18 protein-coding genes and 2 pseudogenes are annotated in these 18114 nt (G+C 53.2%); 18 read left to right on the top strand and 2 right to left on the bottom strand.

Annotated features, from left to right (window positions below):
- Positions 1-21 precede the first annotated feature (21 nt).
- From DSM2777_RS01025 to pilV, 13 genes and pseudogenes are all read left to right on the top strand, one after another.
- Positions 22-657 (top strand): hypothetical protein, encoded by a 636-nt coding sequence (locus tag DSM2777_RS01025; protein ID WP_061552948.1) that lies wholly within the window; start codon positions 22-24, stop codon positions 655-657.
- A gap of 99 nt (positions 658-756) precedes the next feature.
- Complete coding sequence (locus DSM2777_RS01020; protein WP_047609022.1) at positions 757-1188, top strand: DUF29 domain-containing protein; 432 nt, start codon at positions 757-759, stop codon at positions 1186-1188.
- A gap of 234 nt (positions 1189-1422) precedes the next feature.
- Positions 1423-2673 (top strand): PFGI-1 class ICE element type IV pilus protein PilL2, encoded by a 1251-nt coding sequence (pilL2, locus tag DSM2777_RS01010; RefSeq protein ID WP_061552946.1) that lies wholly within the window; start codon positions 1423-1425, stop codon positions 2671-2673.
- A complete protein-coding gene (gene pilM / locus DSM2777_RS01005) occupies positions 2673-3110 on the top strand; it encodes a type IV pilus biogenesis protein PilM (protein ID WP_060435752.1) in 438 nt (145 codons plus the stop codon). Before pilL2 ends, pilM begins: the two co-directional genes overlap by 1 nt.
- A 71-nt stretch (positions 3111-3181) precedes the next feature.
- Positions 3182-4811, top strand: a pseudogene (gene pilN / locus DSM2777_RS01000) (PilN family type IVB pilus formation outer membrane protein).
- Positions 4811-5950, top strand: a pseudogene (gene pilO2, locus DSM2777_RS00995) (type 4b pilus protein PilO2); the annotation flags it as partial. The pseudogenes pilN and pilO2, both read left to right, overlap by 1 nt.
- 138 nt (positions 5951-6088) lie before the next feature.
- Positions 6089-6610, top strand: coding sequence for a type IV pilus biogenesis protein PilP (gene pilP / locus DSM2777_RS00990; protein WP_061552945.1), 522 nt, complete (start codon positions 6089-6091; stop codon positions 6608-6610).
- Between the two features lie 13 nt (positions 6611-6623).
- On the top strand, positions 6624-8192 hold the full coding sequence (locus DSM2777_RS00985; RefSeq protein ID WP_061552944.1) for a GspE/PulE family protein: 1569 nt from the start codon (positions 6624-6626) through the stop codon (positions 8190-8192).
- Positions 8185-9303 carry a type II secretion system F family protein gene (locus tag DSM2777_RS00980; RefSeq protein ID WP_061552943.1) on the top strand — a complete coding sequence of 373 codons (1119 nt, stop codon included), beginning with the start codon at positions 8185-8187 and terminating at the stop codon, positions 9301-9303. The genes DSM2777_RS00985 and DSM2777_RS00980 overlap by 8 nt, the downstream gene beginning before the upstream one ends.
- A 10-nt stretch (positions 9304-9313) precedes the next feature.
- On the top strand, positions 9314-9904 hold the full coding sequence (locus DSM2777_RS00975; RefSeq protein ID WP_060435747.1) for a type 4 pilus major pilin: 591 nt from the start codon (positions 9314-9316) through the stop codon (positions 9902-9904).
- A 6-nt stretch (positions 9905-9910) separates the two neighbouring features.
- Positions 9911-10387 carry a lytic transglycosylase domain-containing protein gene (locus DSM2777_RS00970; RefSeq protein ID WP_047609031.1) on the top strand — a complete coding sequence of 159 codons (477 nt, stop codon included), beginning with the start codon at positions 9911-9913 and terminating at the stop codon, positions 10385-10387.
- Entirely contained in the window at positions 10384-11064 is a 681-nt protein-coding gene (locus DSM2777_RS00965; protein WP_061552942.1) for a prepilin peptidase, read from the top strand. Before DSM2777_RS00970 ends, DSM2777_RS00965 begins: the two co-directional genes overlap by 4 nt.
- Positions 11065-11067: 3 nt before the next feature.
- Positions 11068-12450, top strand: coding sequence for a shufflon system plasmid conjugative transfer pilus tip adhesin PilV (gene pilV / locus DSM2777_RS00960; RefSeq protein WP_061552941.1), 1383 nt, complete (start codon positions 11068-11070; stop codon positions 12448-12450).
- A 51-nt stretch (positions 12451-12501) separates the two neighbouring features.
- Here pilV and DSM2777_RS00955 read toward each other — a convergent pair whose 3' ends face one another.
- Positions 12502-13602 (bottom strand): acyltransferase family protein, encoded by a 1101-nt coding sequence (locus DSM2777_RS00955; RefSeq protein ID WP_061552940.1) that lies wholly within the window; start codon positions 13600-13602, stop codon positions 12502-12504.
- 231 nt (positions 13603-13833) lie between these two features.
- On the opposite strand from DSM2777_RS00955, the gene DSM2777_RS00950 reads away from it, so the two are divergent.
- The 5 genes from DSM2777_RS00950 to DSM2777_RS00930 are packed head-to-tail and all read left to right on the top strand — an operon-like array spanning position 13834 to position 17214.
- A complete protein-coding gene (locus DSM2777_RS00950) occupies positions 13834-14679 on the top strand; it encodes a hypothetical protein (protein WP_061552939.1) in 846 nt (281 codons plus the stop codon).
- 12 nt (positions 14680-14691) lie between these two features.
- Positions 14692-15411: a TIGR03759 family integrating conjugative element protein gene (locus tag DSM2777_RS00945; RefSeq protein WP_061552938.1), complete on the top strand. Its 720-nt coding sequence runs from the start codon at positions 14692-14694 to the stop codon at positions 15409-15411.
- The gene (locus DSM2777_RS00940; protein ID WP_061552937.1) at positions 15390-16025 is read left to right on the top strand and encodes a transglycosylase SLT domain-containing protein; all 636 of its coding nucleotides are present in this window, start codon (positions 15390-15392) and stop codon (positions 16023-16025) included. Before DSM2777_RS00945 ends, DSM2777_RS00940 begins: the two co-directional genes overlap by 22 nt.
- Positions 16022-16540 (top strand): integrating conjugative element protein, encoded by a 519-nt coding sequence (locus DSM2777_RS00935; protein WP_061552936.1) that lies wholly within the window; start codon positions 16022-16024, stop codon positions 16538-16540. The genes DSM2777_RS00940 and DSM2777_RS00935 overlap by 4 nt, the downstream gene beginning before the upstream one ends.
- Entirely contained in the window at positions 16537-17214 is a 678-nt protein-coding gene (locus tag DSM2777_RS00930) for a restriction endonuclease (RefSeq protein ID WP_064645407.1), read from the top strand. Before DSM2777_RS00935 ends, DSM2777_RS00930 begins: the two co-directional genes overlap by 4 nt.
- 193 nt (positions 17215-17407) lie before the next feature.
- On the opposite strand, the gene DSM2777_RS00925 is transcribed toward DSM2777_RS00930, so the two are convergent.
- Positions 17408-18046 (bottom strand): helix-turn-helix domain-containing protein, encoded by a 639-nt coding sequence (locus DSM2777_RS00925; protein ID WP_082790838.1) that lies wholly within the window; start codon positions 18044-18046, stop codon positions 17408-17410.
- Between the last annotated feature and the right edge of the window lie 68 nt (positions 18047-18114).

Genomic DNA, 18114 nt, shown 5'->3' with positions numbered 1-18114 from the left:
CTTTTTTATCGGAGAATATTTATGACTCACCTTAACCCTCAGTTTATCCACACGCCTTACGAACCCGGCGTTTCGCTTCGTGCCGATGTCTATGCTCGTCAGTTTTCGGTCGTTGTCGCAGGTACTACAACGTATCCGGAAGATGATCTTAACTGCGGGACTTACACCCGTGAAGAGAAATACAGTGTTTGCACTGGTGCGACGCTGAGTGAGGTTATCACTCAGATTACTGAAATCAGTCAGCGGAGAGCCTGGGCTTTCCGGGACGAGGAGAAAGACTACTATAACGCTGAGTTAGGTCATGATTGTGGTCCGGTAAGCTTCTTTGCTCAGTCTGTTTGCATCAATGACAGACTGGGTCGAAAAGTCCTCGGAGGGTGTATCCGGAACGGTAAAATTTTCTGGATCATCCCGGTAAAAGACAACGCTGCGGCAGCAAAACTTCATCAACAATGTGATGCCTTGCTCGCCGAGGCCGCTTTTGAAAGCGGGTGGGATAATTTTTCTACAGCTAAAACGCTAAGGCAGGAGGCCAGACAGCTTCTTCTCGCCGATGTAGCCCCTTTTTGGCGTCAGCATCCGGAAGTGTTAGCCCTTATGGAACCTGAACTTTTTGATGTTCAGGACCCGGAGGTTTTAGCTGCTTACGCTGTATGAAGCCTTGTGTACATTACTCTTCGCCAGTTTTGACTGGCGTTCGTTTCTCTGACAGACTCACCTTATCGAAGGTAAAGTGCGCTGTTGGCGGAGGACACTATGACTAACCGTTATAATACTGATTTTTATGGCTGGACTAAGGAGCAGGCAGATTTGCTGCGTTCCGGGAGCCTGGGTCAGTTAGACACACAGAACCTTCTGGAGGAAATCGAGAGCATGGGCAATAGCCAACGAAGCGAGCTGGAGTCACGCCTTGAGGTTTTGTTCCTTCATCTTCTTAAGTGGGCTTTCCAGCCTTCCCATCGAGGTCGCAGCTGGCAACTGACCATTGCAGAGCAACGTCGTAAAGTTGCGCGTCGTCTTTCAAAAAGTCCAAGCTTAAAGCGTGAGCTGGATGAGATGACGACAGACGCTTACGGCGATGCCATTTTGTCTGCAGCAAGAGAAACAGGGATGGATGAAAACACGTTCCCAAAATCATGTCCGTGGTCGTTTGAACAGATCATGGACAGTGAATTTTATCCTGATTAATCCCATCAGTTTTTCTGCACGAAACGCCGGCTTGTCCGGCGTTTTTTTTATCCTTCTGCTGTAAAAAAATGTCTCCTCGCGAACTCCCCGCTAATGCCCACGTCCTACTATCACTTCCGCTAACCCGGTTAAAGGGTTTTTCTTCAGTTTTCAGAAAGAGTTTAACGTTGTCCCACTTTACGCCGTCGTCAGAATATCCGTCTCTCATTAGGAATACTCTTACGGTGAACATTGATGGCACAACTGACCCAGTATCCCGGGCGCAAACTGGCATGGCTTACGCTGTCATTGCTGACCGCCGGATGCACCAATAACGGCACGTCAACTGACGTGTTGCCGCGTATTTCCGCCAATCCCCGCGTCAGCGATATCTACCAGGGCCAGTCGCCCGAGGTGGTTCGTTATGATAAGTACACCCTGGTCAGCACCCGGCCAGCGGATGCGCAGCGTGACCCGTTAAACCAGATGGTCGATATTACAATGCCGGCGCAGTTAGTGCGCTCTGTCGGGGATGGTTTCCGCTACCTGCTGCTGGAGTCTGGTTACTCTCTTTGCCCGGCATCCTCTTCCGTATTTACCGAGTTGCTCAGCAGCCCGTTACCGGCCGTGCAGCGCTCGATAGGTCCCGTTCGTCTGAGCGAGGCGTTGCAGGTCCTGGCCGGCCCCGCCTGGCGTTTACGCGTTGATGATGTCAACCGCGAGGTGTGTTTTACGCTTCGTGATGCTTATCGTGATTTCGCTCCACGCGCATCGACGCCCGTATCCTCCCGTGCGCTGACTACAGTGACGGCTTCCCCGCGACTGTCGGGTAATCCCTTCACCGCTCCGTCAGTTGGAGTCTCAGACAATAATCCGGCAACATCTCTGCTTCCCGTGCCCGCAGCGGGACAGCCAAAACCCGTGCTGAAACCGGAAAGTGTCCCGGTACCCTCTCCGGTGCTGACGACCGTGAAGAGCGGAACACTGGGGAGTAAATCAACCCACGTTGGCTCGAAATATTCGCCTGCTGTGCCACCAACCAGGCAGCCAAGGCTGACGGTGCAACTCCCAGCAAAAATGTCATCACCTACTGTTGCGGCAGCGGGCACGACGTCTTTATTAACGTCCCAGACTTCCCCGATGCCTAAGGCTCTTCCTTTACAAAATCCCTCGACCCCTGCCTCAGGCCCGCTGTTTGTCCCAGGCACGCCGGTAACCGCAGCCCCGTCCGGGCAGCTGTGGCGTGCCGAGGTAGGGTCAACGTTAAAAGAGACGCTAACCCGTTGGGCAAGTTCGGCGAAGTGCGACAACGGCGGGAGTTGGGTCGTTATCTGGCCGATATCACTCGATTACCGCATCGATGCGCCTCTGACGTTCCACGGCAACTTTGAGTCGGTGCTGGTTCAGGTTTTTGACCTGTATCGCCAGGCTGACAAACCGCTTTACGCCGCCGCCAGCCGGATGCAGTGCCTGGTATCCGTTAGTGACCAACCCGGTCGTAACTGATGGGGTACGCCATCGCCGCGCTGGCCATGATTTTTTTACTGATTGTCGGCAACGTTCAGATCCGGGAGGCCTCCCGCTTTGAGCGTCAGGGGATCCAGGTGAATGCTGGCCGTCTCGCCTCGGACATGCTTCGGTTGGCCAGCGCGGTGAATGACTGGCGATATACCCGCCAGTTACCCGAGGGGCCGCTTGCCGTCGGTCAGTTTGGCATTGTTCCGGTCCCTGACAGTCACATTCAGGCAGCAATTCAGGGAGGGAGACTCTGGGTCTGGTCTGCGGATCGCCCGGGCCTGGTCGATTCCCTGAACAGCCAGTCAGTCGGTTCAGCCCTGGTGTGCACGGTATCAGGCGGACGTCTGAAAATGTCTGACGGCACCGATATGAATTTGTCCCTTCCCGCCGGCGTGGCGGAAGGCAACGTCGTTTATCTCAACTGAAGGAATCGAGAGTGCTGAAGTTTTGCCTTTCCCGACCCGTTCTCCGCGCTGCTATCACGACCGCATTGGTGATGCTGGCCGGATGTTCTCTCAAAGAAATTAATCGCATGGACCGCCAGGCGAGTGGCGATGCAGATACCGCACAACGGATCACCCAAAGCCGAACGAATTTACAGCAAGCACCGGTGACCTGGACGGATAAGCCCTGGGTAAATCTCCAGCCTGTCATCCCTGTCGTGTCAACGCCCGAAGACAGCGCATTCCCTGACTGCGATATCTCCATTAACCGGCCTGAAGGAATGACCCTGCCTGAGATTGGGCAGCGCATTACGGCAATGTGTGGTCTGAGGGTAACCATTACACCTGATGCCCTGCAGGCGCTGGTCTCAACCGGTGGCGGGAGTATCACTACCCAGCAACTGACGGGCAAACTGCCTGCACCGGATGATAATGGCAGGGTTCCTCTGCCCAATATTGGGGGACAAGCACAGCAGGTCGCTTCCGTCTCGTTGACAGACACGGTACTCACCGGCCTGAAATGGCAGGGCAAACTTCGCGGGTTCCTGGATATGGTGTCCAGCCGCCTTGGACTGTCCGCGCGTAATGACCACGGTACGATTGTTTTTTATCAGCTCGATACCCGTACATACCAGTTGGTGATCCTGAATACCAAAATCGACAGTACTGCGTCGGTTAACTCAGGTTCCGGTAATCAGTTGGGCAGCAGTGGCGGGGGAAGCTCAGGTACCTCAGGGGATATCAACTCGGCGCAAAAAACAGCCTATGATCTCAGCAGCAATCTTTATGATGATATCCGTAAAACCATCGATAACATGATCACCCCATCCAAGGGGCGCTATTGGCTATCGTCTGCCAGCGGAACATTAACGGTAACGGATACACCGGTCGTGCTCGACCGCATTGGTCGTTATATCGATTACCAGAACAAAGTTTTAAACCGCCAGGTGCAACTGAGCGTACGTGTACTCAGTGTAACGCAGACCCGTAATGAACAGATGGGACTCGACTGGGGGGCTGGTGTACAAATCTCTGCATACGGCCGGCGCGACACTTTCCGGTAATTTCACTAACGCTGCTGATAATGCCGTCTCATCAGGATTCTCCATTCTGGATACCGCCAGCGGAAGTGCGGCGCGTTTTTCCGGCTCACAGTTGCTGATCAAGGCCCTGTCTGAGCAAGGTAATGTCAGCGTTGTCACCCAGCTCAATCGTGCGACCACAAACCTGACCCCGGTTCCTTATCAGCTCTCCAATCAAAAAGGCATTCTGACCAGCTCAAGCTCGACAGCGACTGCTAACGTCGGGGTCACATCTTCTATGCAAACCAGCATTCTGACGACTGGCCTGTTCATGACCATGCTGCCGTATATCCAGGAAAGCGGTGATGTGCAGCTGCAGTTTGCGTTCAGCTATTCCAGCCCACCTAAAATTGAATCCTTTGTCAGCAAAGATGGCAATACCCGCAATGACGTTCCTACGTTCCAGCAGGAAGCGCTGACCCAAAAAGTCAATATGCGTGCCGGGGAAACGCTGGTTTTGACTGGCTCTGACCAGGTCACCACCTCAGCAGATAAACAAGGAACATTCACGCCGGGCAACTTCATGTTTGGCGGAGGGCAAAATGGCAGTACTACGCGCACCACCCTGGTCATTTTAGTTACACCAGTATTGCTGAGGTAATGATGAAAAAACCTAAAGAAAATCGTCCTTCAGCGGCGACACAGCCCGTTCTTCTTCAGGGGCGCTGCGGATGGCTGGCAGGATTACGCTGGGCAGATGAAAAGGGCTCCGGGATTGGTTTTGGACGCAATAACCGCGGCGATACCCATCGGATCCTGACGGGCAGAAAACCCAACAGAATGGTTGGCTTCGCCAGACCTGCCCGGGTCGGGCGTGGCGTTGGCCTGTTTTCGCTGGCTGCTGCATTTTTAATACGCGAAGGGGACAACAGCTACGGCATTTATCGTGTTGAAGAAGGCGCTGACCGCTGGGTGTTTTTTGCGACGGTCGGGGGGCGCCTCTCCGTCATGGGAGACGTGGTCGGAACATTGCAAGAGGTGAACGCTGCCCAGGAACGTTTCATTGAGTTCAATGAGCCGGGTGATGTGCAGCGCGGCTGGCAATGTACTGCGACCCCAGAAGTCCCTCAATCCTGGCAAAGCCTGAGCGGTTCATTAACTCGCCAGCAGCGTCGTCGCGTTCAACTGCGTCAAATCCCATCTTTGCCAAAATTAGGCGCGCTGGTATTGCTGGTAGCAGGTATCTGCGCCGCGCTCTTTTACTGGCGTGATGATGCGGCCTTGCGGGCCAGGCAGGCGGCTGCGCTGGCCGAGTATAAAGCGCAGGCCCTGACGGCGACGAAGCCCAGTGTTCCAACAAAGGCTGCACATCCGTGGGCCTCTCTATTGCCATCCTCTGTTTTTCTGAGTCAGTGCTGGTTTACCCGCGAGCCCCTGCCTGTTTCGGTGGTGGGATGGCGGCTTACCGCCGGCGAATGTACCCAGACGGGGCTGCGCTTGCGGTATGTGGCGATGCCCGGTACCACGGTGGAGGATTTTGCCCGCCGGGCTAAACAGATTTTTGGGCAGAGCGCGGAGTTCAACCTGAAGGAGGGCGGACAGAACGGGGATGTCAATGTGCCCTATGCTGCCAGCACTCAGCCCGTGAGAGATGAGGACGTACCCGACGGCAACGCACAACTGATGCGCTTTGTTTCTCATCTGCAGCGGCGCGACATCCACGTCCAGTTTACCGAGATAAAACCGCCGGAAGTCATCCCCGGTGCAGCCAATCCTCCCCCCCTCAGGACTGGCGTGAGTTTACCTTTGCGGTCAATGCCCGTCTGGCTCCGGAGTGGATGCTTGCCGGCTGCGATGATACCGGGCTTCGTCTCTTCAGTATTGCCTTTACGCTCAGCCCCCAGGGGCAGTTTGACTACACCGTTAAGGGGAGTCTCTATGCACAACGTTAAGCCCGCCTCCCGACTCTGGCTGCTGGGCATTTTTGCTGTCTTCAGCCTGCCGTGCCTGGCGGCAGAAACACCGGTCTCTGCCGATACCGGGAATGTCACGATTGGCCAGCTCGAGGCCATTCAGTCCCGCAACTTCCTGTTGGAACAACAGGTGCAAACCGCCCGACTCACGCGGCAGCTGCGTGAGAGCGAAAGCGAAATTCAGATGAGCCAGGCGAACCCGGCAACCAATGCCGCTGTGCCGCTGCCTTTCATCCCATCAGGCTCACCGGCTGCGGGATCGGAGCAGCAAGCCACCCATGCGCCGTCAGAGAAGAGTGTCCCGGCGGCTGTCCGCCTTCAGGAAATTTATGGTCGGGGCGCGCAGCTGCGTGCCCGCATTGTTTTGCCTCAGGGTGGGGTGACCGAGGTTTCTCCCGGCGATCAGTTGCCGGGAAGCAAACTGACGGTCAAATCGGTCACCCTGAATGCAGTGAAACTGAGTGACGGGACAGAACTGTCTTTCTGATTAAGGAAACACCATGCAACCGGACAGTGAAATTATGGATTTTGTACTGGCTGAGGAGGTTCCCGACAGTCATGGGGCCGTCAGGCTGGTCATTGACACCAACCGCCGAACGGATCCGCGGGTTCAGCGTTGGGTCATGGATAGGGTCAAAGCCTATCCGTTGGCCACAAAAGAGTTTGTGTCACTCAGTGAGCTCAAGGCCCGGCGTGACAGGCAGGCAAATAGCGGGGCCAGCGCGCGCTCTACCGGTCCGCAGATGCAGGATCTCAGTGCAACTCAGCAACAAGCGCTGACCTATATGGCGGCCGCGGGGCAGCTGTTGTCCTCGGATATTCATCTGACATTAAGCAAAAATGAAAACATTACCGTCATTGAGATGCGCATACACGGTGAGCTTGAAATCATTAATGAGCTGACCTATGACGAAGGCTTGTCTCTGGTATCTACGATTTACCGCTCCATGTGCGACTTGCTTTCGACTGACTTCCTTGAGCAGATTGCGCAAAAGGGCAGGGTGGCCTCGGAGTATGCCCGCCGTGCCGGGGTGTTCGGGGCGCGTTATCAGCATATGCCGACGCCGGACGGTCTGTACGTCGTGCTGCGTATTATTCCGGACGACAGCGATAAAGTGCCCACCCTTGAGCAGCTTGGCTTCCTGCCAGAGCAACAGGCATTGATTGAAAAAATCCTGAGAATACCGGAAGGCATGGTGACGCTGACGGGGCCAACGGGGTCCGGGAAAAGTACAACGCTACGCACCTTTAGCCGGCTCTGGCTTGACCGTACGGGGGGTAAAAAACGCCTGCTGACCATCGAATATCCCGTAGAGGGTCGCATTGCCGGGGCTATTCAAACCTCAGTGACGCCTCAAAGCAGTGCCCGGGAACACGTGGTGGAGGCCTGGGAAGACTCCAACGCTGCCGCACTTCGCTCCGATCCGGACGGTATCGTGATCGGGGAAATGCAGGAGCGTAACTCCGTCATGGCGGCTATCCACGCCGTCGAGTCTGGCCACGTCGTTTTCGATACGCTGCACGCGCCCAGCGCGGCCGGTGCTATAGCGCGTATTGGTTCGATGGGTGTCAATATTCAGCTTATTGCCGATCCGCAAATCATGGTGGGGCTGCTCAGTCAGCGGCTGGTTCAGACTCTGTGTCCGCATTGCCGCGTGCCCTGGTCTGAGAAGGCCCCCACGCTTGCGGGGCATATCAGGGAAAGGCTGGAGAAATACTGCAATGAAGCCGACGTTTGTTCACCGGAGCAGCTTTGGTTTCGTCACCCCGACGGGTGCGGGCATTGCCAAAAAAAGGTTGAACTTACCGGACGCATCGTCAGCCGCGGCGTGACCGGCCGTACCGTGCTGGCCGAAGTGATCCGACCCGACGCCCGTTTTATGAGCCTGTTATTGTCTCACGGAACCTCCGTCGCGCGGCAATACTGGTTACAGCATCTGGGCGGGATCAGCCGTCGCATACATCTTCTGAGACGCCTGGCCGAAGGGCTTGTGGACCCGCTTGACGGCGATCTGGTGTGTCCTCTCGATGAAGATGAGCTGCTCGCCTGTGAGGTGCCCCATGTCTGAGTATTCCACCGTGACCTACCGTGCGCAGGAGATGAGCCTCTTAGAACGCGTACGTTACGAGCTCGTGCGCAGGACCTTCACCGGGAGATACCGCCAACCCTTTTACGAGACGCTGCGTTTTCTGCTGGAAAACAAGAAATCATTCAAAGAGGCGCTGTCGATGATCGGGGAGGTGCATACCGATTTTGGCCGCCGCTGGCATCCTTATATTGAACTGGTGGAGGATTGCCTTGAAGCGCTTGCCGATAACAGTGCCGGCCATTCCCTGCCCGACGTACTCGCTACCTGGGTTCCGCGGGAGGAGGCCGCGCTTATCAGCGCCGGTATCCGCAGCGGCAGCGTGCCTCGCTCTCTTGAGCAAGCCGACAAGTTGATTGTCGCCCGGCGGCGGATTATGGCACAGGTACTGATGGCCTCCGTCTACCCGGTATTACTGCTCTCCCTGGGCGCCGGCCTGCTGACAGTCAATAACCGGCTGCTTATCCCGACGCTCAGCAAACTGTCTCCTCCTGAGTCCTGGACGGGCTCCCTCGGATTCATGAACCAGGTGTCGGCCTTCACAACGGCTTACGGCAGCGTGGCTGCTATTGGTTGCGTGGCATTAGTGGGACTCGTGTTCTGGTCACTGCCGCGCTGGCGTGGCCGGCTGCGTCGCTTGGCCGACCGGCTGATGCCGTGGTCCATTTACAAGGATCTGCAGGGCGCGGTTTTTCTTATGAACGTCTCTGCGCTGCTAGAGGCGGGCGTACCGCATCTTGATGCCGTCAGAATATTGCATGATTTTGGCTCCCCCTGGCTACGCGAGCGGCTTAGTGCCGTGATGGACGGTATCAGCATGGGCAGCGGCCTCGGCAGGTCGCTGCGCGATTGCGGGTACCAGTTCCCCAGCCAGGAAGCGGCCAACTACCTGTCGATTTTGGGACAGGGCAACGGCGCCTCTACGCTTATCAGTCGTTACGCTGACCGCTGGCTTGAGCAGGTGCTGGTGGTGGTTGGCCAGCGCGCAAATATCGCAAAACTTTTCTCTCTGTTTCTGATAATCACTTTCTTCTTACTCATGTTGGGCATGGTGATGCAAATTCAGGACATGACCCACACTTCTCCTCATTAAAGGACTTCTTATGTCAGCTAATCCGTTATCCGTTTCTGTTCGTCGTCAACCTCATCGCGGGTGGGGCATTATCGAAAATGGGACGCTCGCCATCCTGGCCATCATCGTCATCGTGTACGTCGTCAGTAAGCTGTGGGGGCTGTGGACGCAGAAAGACGTTGCCATGGAGGTCACGAATTACCAAAGCATCATCACCTATGTCCGGGGCAATTTTAAACAAACGAGTGGGTACAACTTCACCAGTGCAGCCACGATGACCGGCACTGTGATTGCTGCCGGCGGGGCCAAGGGCATGACCATTCAGGGGGACGAAACCTCAGGGACTGCCACAATGACCAACACCTTCGGTGGCCAGGTGGTAATTACGCCTGTCGCGGCCAATGGCTTCAACAACGGATTCTCCCTGTCTTCAGCCAAAATCCCGCAGGATGCCTGCATTTCTATCGCGCAGCAGATGGGTAACGGTGCGTATACCAGCGTGAGCATTAACAGTTCTGCGCACACTGACGGCAACGTGTCTGCTGAAACGGCGACCAAGGAGTGCATCAAGGACAGCGGTGGTACGGGGCAGAACACGCTGACTTTTACGGTTAACGGGTAAAAGTGCATGGCACGCGTTCTTTTCTTCCTGCTTCTGGTCGTGTGCCAGCCGGCGGCCGCATTTTGTTTTGATGCGGCTGGTGCCAAATACCACATTGATCCTCTGTTGTTAAAGGCCATTGCCCGGGGAGAAAGCAGCCTGAATCCCTCCGCCATTAACATTAACCGTGACAAACGGACCGGCCGTGCCCTGAGTGAGGATTACGGACTGATGCAGGTCAATTCAACGCATATCCCGGAGCTTATTCGCGACGGGGTAATCACTCAAAAAAGCGATCTCCTGACGCGCCCCTGTCTCAATGTGCAAATCGGTACGCGGATTCTGGCGTCACATTTTCAGGTCTGTGGCATCAGTTGGAACTGTCTGGGCTCCTACAATGCCGGTTTTCGTAAAGACCGCCATGAAACGCGTGAGTCCTATGCCAACCGTATTTATGCCATCTACAAACGGATCCTGAAACAGGAAAAGGGAATAGTCATATGACCGAACTTGTCACTGTATTGACGATAGTGGGCCCCTGGCCGCTGTCGCTCCCGCTGTTTTGCCTTGCACTACTGTTCTTGCGTTCTGAGACCGCTCAGGTAACGGACGTGATGAAGGATTACGGGCATCAGGCATTTTCTGAATCGGATGTTCGTGCTATCAAACAGCATATCTGGCTTCACGCCATTGCCCTGTGCGCAATAGTCATGCTGTCTTCACTCAGCAAACCGTTTGAGCTGATGACGTCGGTTCTTTTTGTCGTATTTATCTTTCGGATGAGCCTCATTGACGCCCTGACGGGATGGTTACCCCGGGATTTTACTTGGCCGTTTACTGCCGCAGGTTTTTGCGTTGCCTGTGTTAATGAGTGTCTTCCTGCCCATGCGTTAACGTCCCTCATTCTGTTCTGCATCGGGTGGCTCATCAGCGTGCTGGGAGAGCGTCTCGCTCAGCGGGAAGTGCTTGGTTTGGGCGACATCTGGCTGGCCGCTGGTCTGGGCGCCTGGTTTGGTTCACCCCTCACTCTATTTACTCTCATGGTGGGGCTGGTCGGTTTTATTTTCTGGCACGCCGGATCGCGGGAGACCTCCCGCGGGGGGCCCCTGGGACCGTGGCTGGGTTACGGGGCGCTGCTGTCTATGGCGCTCAACGTTTCAGATCCTTTATTCATGTGGTGACGTATGTCGACAAATTTAAAACGTGCTGACCGCGGCTGGACGGTGATGAGTACCGGTATCGGACTGCTTATCCTCCTGGCGGTGGCGGTGTGGTCCATGGGGTATTACAACGATTATATCCAGCAACGCGGCTGGCAGGTCACGGCATCCCAGTTGACCCGCTTCCGATCGTCGGTGAAAGCCTATGTGGGCCGCTACTATGACACTCTTCTGGCTGCGGCAGGAACCACTGCACCGGTGATTATTACCCCGCAGATGCTTAAAAATACGGGGCTCATCGAACCCGGATTCAGTAATGCCACAACTGACGGGCAACTGATCAGTGCAGCTGTCACGCGCAATGCGACGAACACTGACCAACTGCAGGCACTGGTGATCACCCAGGGCGGAGAAAGTCTACCGTATGCCGCACTTCGACAGATCTCTGTCGATATTGATGGCCTGGGGGCGTACGTCTGGAAAAGTACCAATGTGACCGGCGCGATGGAGAGCTGGAGCGTGCCTTTAGCTAGCTTTGGCGTCAGTACGTCCAGCGGGCACGTCGGGGCACTTATCCCTTCTGATGAGCTGGGTGTGGCCCGGGAGGAGAGTGACCGCCTGTACCGTTTTTCGGTGACAGGAAAACCTGACCTGAACCGCATGCATACGAGCATTGATATGGGGAGTAATAACCTCAACAATACCAATACGGTCAACGCGCAGACGGGAATCTTTAGTGGCAATGTTACTGCTGCCGGTACAGTTCAGGGGGGGAATGTGAATGCAACTTCCAACGTAACGGCCAACAATAGTGTTACAGCGGGAAACGCCATCACCGCTGGCAGTGATATCCGCAGTAATAATGGGTGGCTGATAACCCGAGACAGTAAAGGTTGGCTCAATGAAACACATGGAGGTGGTTTTACTATGACTGATAATGACTGGGTACGAGCCATCAATGATAAAAATATCTACACTGGTGGGCAGGTCAGAGGGGGGAGCGTTCGTGCAGATGACCGTCTTTCTGCTGGTGGGATCCTACAGCTTGACCAAATAAACAATGAGGGTTGGGGATGTGATGCGGGAGGTGTTAGTCATGATTCCACCGGGGCCTTGCTTTCATGTCAATCAGGAGTGTGGAAACGTCAAACTCCAGCATTTGACATTCAAACAGTGATTAGCCCATCTGCGTGTACTAACCTAACAGCGGCTTATGCGACGTGTCCGGCAGGAACTAAATTAATTTCTGGAGGGTATCAACTGACGAAGTGGACTGAAGGTGGGTCTTACAACTCTCCAGACTCAAATTATGCAGATAACCCTGGGAATCGTTGGGTAATAACAACGCCAAATAATCAAGGGAAGCCTTCATGCTATGCCGCAGTGGCATCCTGTGTTCGACAATAAAAAAAAGCCTCCTGACTATCATGTAGGAGGCTTTTTTAATATTTTCCAACTTCATTTGTCGGCAATTAAACCATCTGTTTTTCTATTTTGATTCACTTTTTTACTTCTGCTGAAAAATAACGTTTCAATGTATCGATATGAAAGAGTTGCTAATATCAATGAAATGACCGAGTAAATTATAAACCCACTTACACCGTCACTAAGACCAGTCCACGCAAGCCGTTTTCCAAGGCCTGTGTTCATTAATGTATGGATTAAGTACAGTGAGTACGAAATGTTTCCAATGAAAATTAACCATCTCGGGGTGAATCGTCTCAACCATGTGTCATTCATAACCACCCCACTCATAAGTAATATCAGAGCAAAGCCTGATGATAACAACCCGTGACCAATTTGCTTAAGGAAAAACAAGCTATATACGGTATAGAGGGTAACACATGCTAAGTAGGTTACTCTTAGTGTGGCCGGTAAGCGTTGGGCGAGTGGTACTAACTTAGCAATAAGTACACCGGAAATGAACATCCAACTTATTGGATTTGTTAGAAGATTTAAGTAAGGATTATTGAATTGATACCCTTCAGAGGATAAAGTGAATTGTTGTCCACATATTACGGGTATAATAACAAGTGCAGTTATGAAAAATGATAGTAAACATAATAAAGGTCTTTTAGTTAAAAGACAGAGTGAGGAAACTAAATAAAAATAAATCTCGTAATTTAACGTCCATCTTACACCATATACGCCGCTGTCATTAATATAGAATGGTGCGTTAGAGGTATATATTGGGCGGAAGGTTAGCGCGCTGACCAAATTAGCTAATTTTTCTGAATAATGAAATATACTCATGCCGCCAGATAATATGAAAACTACCAGAAGAATGATAAAGTAGGTCGGCATTATCCTTTTTAATCTACTTTTAATAAAGGTCAAGGATGCGCTTACTCCAGTGTCTAGTTTTTGTGCAGACAGTGTAATGACAAATCCGCTGATAATAAAAAATAAGTCAACGCCGATTGCTCCCCACCCAAAAAGATAATCTCCGGTATTAGGGAATTCATTGTTTATGAGCCATCTGAAGTGGAAGAACATCACTGCTAATGCAGCAAGTCCCCTAAAAGCTTGAATTGAATCATACGTCTTGACGTTATGCATGGTTTTTATATTGCTATATTGGCCCTAACAGGAAGGGCAATTTTGAGAAGCAGTTATCTTACGAATACCCAACACTTCTTACAATAAAATTACATAGCTTTTGGTTTTTGAGGTTAAATTTTGGAGCTTAACTTTGGAAATTTTTAAACAATGATATTTAGTTAAGCATCGCCTTCCGTCCTGCGGTTTTGCACCTTATAACTTTCCGAACAGTTGAAAGGATGATGTGCAATGACCTCCGAAACATTGCCAGAGCATGAACCTGTCCCAGACCCCGTTATAAGTGAAAGCGTCAGTGAACAAAACGCCACTGCCGTTCGACGTTCGACCTTCTCTCTGAGTCAGTCAGCGCTGTTAAAACGTACTGGCATCGGCGTTGCTGCCCTCTGTGTTATTGCTCCGAGCGTGCTCAGCGTGGTGTTGTATCTTCAACTGAGCAACATGGACATTCGGGTTAACTCTCTCGAAGCCGCATTCCGCAGCGGCCAGCTCAGCCAGCTCTCATCGTCAGTGGCCGCGCTCGAAAAACACGTTGCTGAGCAAGATGAACGATTTGCGCTAAGAGCCGGCGTGCTGAAAGGAATGAGTGAACTCGGTAAAGTGCTGGACGGGCAAATCGCTGACCAGAACAAAAAAATTGAGCTGTTAGACAGCCAAATCAGTGAGCAGAAAAAAGCGCTGCAGTATGAGCTTGATAATGGTCAGGCGAGCGCACTCGAGTTTTCCTCCCTCAAAGCCACTGTTGACGCCCTCAAAGCAAGCCAGGCTCAGAAACCACCCGCTACCGCTTCAGGCGGTGCGGCCAACGCCGGAAAAAAACATAAAACCAGTGCCTCAAAAAAGTCTCTGCGGTCAGCCAGAACTGTGCCACTGGCTGCGCCGTTTATTCTGACGGGCATTGAGCAGCGGGGCGGTCAGAATTTTGCTGTCATTGCGCCGCAGGGAGCTACGAACTTATCTCAGATGCAACTTTTGTCGCCGGGTGATTCTGCCTGGGGATGGCAGCTGCGCAGCATTGAGGGCAATCAGGCAGTGTTCTCTGTTAACGGTATACCACAGCGCCTCAGCGCGCAGTAAACAGGAGTCGTGATGAAAATCAGTCGCTTAGTGATGCTATTCATATTGTTGGCAACGTGTGCCGCCAGAGCGGATACCGTTAACAGCGCAACCAGCACCACGTCAACCGCAAGCAGTCTTCAGGATAAGTCTCTCCAGTCTCAGTCTCAGCAATCCGCCCAGCAATGGGGGCTAAGTGATACAGAGTGGCAGAAGTATCAGCAACTGAAACAGGGTAAGCGAGGGATCCAGTCTCCCGGGCTTGATCCGCTGACCACGCTGGGTGTGGAAAGCGACAGCGTTTCAGAACGCCGTCGGCTCGCGGAACTGTGGGTGAAAGAAGAATACCAGCGCACGGAAAAGGAACTGGCGTTCCAGCGGGAAGTTAATGCGGCCTGGAGCCGTCTGTACCCTAATGCGCTGTCGGTCAATATGGGGAACGCCTCCGGGCTTGCTCATGACACTAACGGCCGCATGGCGTTGTTCGTGCGCGACAACTGTGAACGCTGTGATGCGCGTCTCGCCGCCGTCCTGGCGGACAATCGCCCGGTTGATATCTACCTGGTGGGCAGTGATGGGAAAGATGACACCGTGCGCAAATGGGCGGTCAGCCACAACATTCCGGTGGACCGGGTCAGAAGTCGTCAAATCACACTGAATCACGATCGCGGCTTGTGGCTGACCTACGGTCAGGGGCAAATGCCGGTGATCCTGCAGCAAGGGGAAAACGGATGGCAACTCGCCGCATTCTGATGTCAGCACTGTTAATGCTGCCGCTGTGCGGCGTTGCGAAAAGCGTTCAGCCGCTTCAGCAAATTCCGCCTGCCTACCATCAGATCGCGGCGGCGGCGCGGGTGCCAGCGGAGTCGTTATATTCCCTGGCCCTGACTGAAAGCTCCCGGCGTCTTCCGTATGGCGAACGTCCGTGGCCCTGGACAATTAATGTGGCGGGCAAGGGCTATCGGTTTGAATCCCGCGAAGCCGCCTGGCAGGCCCTGCTGCAATTTGTTCGGAAATACCCGCTCAAACGCATCGATGTCGGTATTGCTCAGGTCAATCTGGGGTGGAATGGCCATCTGTTTACCTCCTTTTATGAAGCCTTCGACCCGTACACCAACCTGCGCGTCGCGGCTAACATTCTTCGAACCTGCTATGACGCCAGTCCGGGGAGCTGGATTAAAGCGGCAGGGTGTTACCACCACCCGGCCGGCGGTAAAGCCGCGGCCACCTATATAGCGATCGTGCGCCGTAAGCTCGACACCCTGGCCCCCGTTCAGCAAGCTTCTGACACACATTATCTGATGCCGACGCCGCTGAAGGGAGTTGCGCTGGCCAGTAATCAACTCACCTGGATAGAGCCCAAATGAAATTCTTAAAAATGATGGTATTGATGTGCGCTGTGGGGTGTTCAACGGCGGGGTATTCGGCGTTGACTGTGGTGGGAGACCTCGGGGGAGAGCCAACGGATACCTATTTTGATGCGGTGAATGACCAGCCCGGTGAATTTACGCCGCCGGAATCAGTGGATCAGCCTCAGGCGCCCGCGCAGGTCTCTGTGGCGTCTGCATTACCCGTCCGCACGCCTGAGCTTTCACCCGGTGCAGTGATGCCCAGAAAACTCACCCTCCCTGGGATGCCGCCCGTTTTTATTATCGGCGATGATGACCTGTCCAGGCAGTGGCTGGCTCAGCGCAGGGTCGAGCTTACGCGTCTCAATGCCACCGGATTTGTGGTGAACGTTGCCGACCAGGACCGCCTGAAGGCGTTGCAGGCATTGCTCCCGGGAAGCGATATGGTGCCGGTTTCCGGCAGTGACCTGGCTCGCCGTTTGCAACTGACCCACTACCCGCTGATCATTACCGAGACAGGGCTTGCACAATGAGTCCTGCACTTACGGGGGGCCAGATTCTCAATGCCCTGCGGCAAGGCGTGCCGGGATGGTGGTTGAGCGTTCTGCTACTTCCTATGGCATTCATGCTGCTGCCGTTTCTCTTTGGCACGGCAAGTCAGCGCCGCCACCGACGTTATCAGCGTCAGGCCGCGCGTATTCTTGTCCGCCTCCCTCAACTGAGGGATGACGCTGCCAGGCTGGTTTACCTTCGAAAAATCAATCCCTATGTATTTGAAGAAATGCTTATGACGGCGTTTGCCCGTCAGGGATGTCGGATAAAGCGAAATGCCCGCTACAGCGGCGACGGCGGGGTCGATGGACAGGTCTGGATTAATGGCCAGCGCTGGTTAATACAGGCAAAACGCTATTCCAGCTGCATTTCGTCCGGGCATGTCCTGGACTTTGGGGCGATGGTACGTCAGGAGCGCTGTCGGGGATTCTTTGTGCATACCGGGCGAACCGGGGAGGTCAGCCGCGAAGCGTTGCGCGCCGTACTGTGGGGGAGTGATCAATTCTGCATAGTGATTAAGTTAGGTCTGGAAGATAGCAATGCCAGGCGGGGCGCGGTATTCAGAGGATTTAAGAGGTTTTGCATAGCTCACGAAAAATCGAGCAAAAATATCAATAAATGCGTTTTATTTTGCACAGTTCTGATCTTGTTATGATCACGTTTAAACAGCTTCTGAGCAGGCTTCATCGATAATTCACATGTTCTTTACCTTAGAGCCATAAAGAAAGATGCCATGTCGATGTTTAAAAAGTTTTCTTAAATTAATTGTCATTTATTTCATAATGATGCATACGATAGGATAGTGGTCAGTTTTTTCTAAAAACACCAACCCATTTACTTTTCCTATCCTATCCAGCCTGTTTATCATCTGACAAGAGGCTTTGCTGAGCTATGCCTTGACCGCTCTGAGATGTCCCCTCTTTTATCTGTTCGTAAACACGAAGAACCCTTGCTCTTTCAGCCTCGGATAGCTGTAAGAAGTTTTCAACATTTGCCATCCCATTCAATGCCGAGAGTATTCCTGAAATGCCATGCGAAATTATTGCATCAGTCAGTACCTCAACTTGCTCAGTAGATAGTCTTTGTAAGATTGCATCGGCAGGGTTATCGCTTTTTGTGAACGAATTCCGCACCATTACCTCGTTCTTTTGTTCGACGCCGCAAAGGAGCCAAATAAGAGAAACATTACATGCATGTGCCACCAGGGCAGCACTGTCTATTCCTGGATAAATATCACCCCGAAGGTATTTCCTAACCGTCGTTTCAGACATGCCACTTTTCCTACCCAGCTCACTGTTACTCATGCCATTCATTGCTGTTTTAAGTCTTTCGCTAAATCGGTTTATTCCGCTCGTGACAAAAATCCGATCTCGGTCAATTGTGGTTTCTGCGGTTTTTTTCTTGTAAGTCATTGATGTTAATCCATTTAGTGGTGCTTGCTGGGTCAAATTAAAGCCAAACAATAAACCGAGGTATTTATTTGACATCGGATTATTGTTCGAGTAACTTTAAACGCATACGATAACCGCATTTGATTATCGTTTTAGGTAAACAG

Source organism: Obesumbacterium proteus (assembly GCF_001586165.1).
Classification (GTDB): Bacteria; Pseudomonadota; Gammaproteobacteria; order Enterobacterales; family Enterobacteriaceae; genus Hafnia; species Hafnia protea.
The sequence above is the reverse complement of the archived record's forward strand: the minus strand, read 5'-3'. Positions and strand labels throughout refer to the sequence as shown.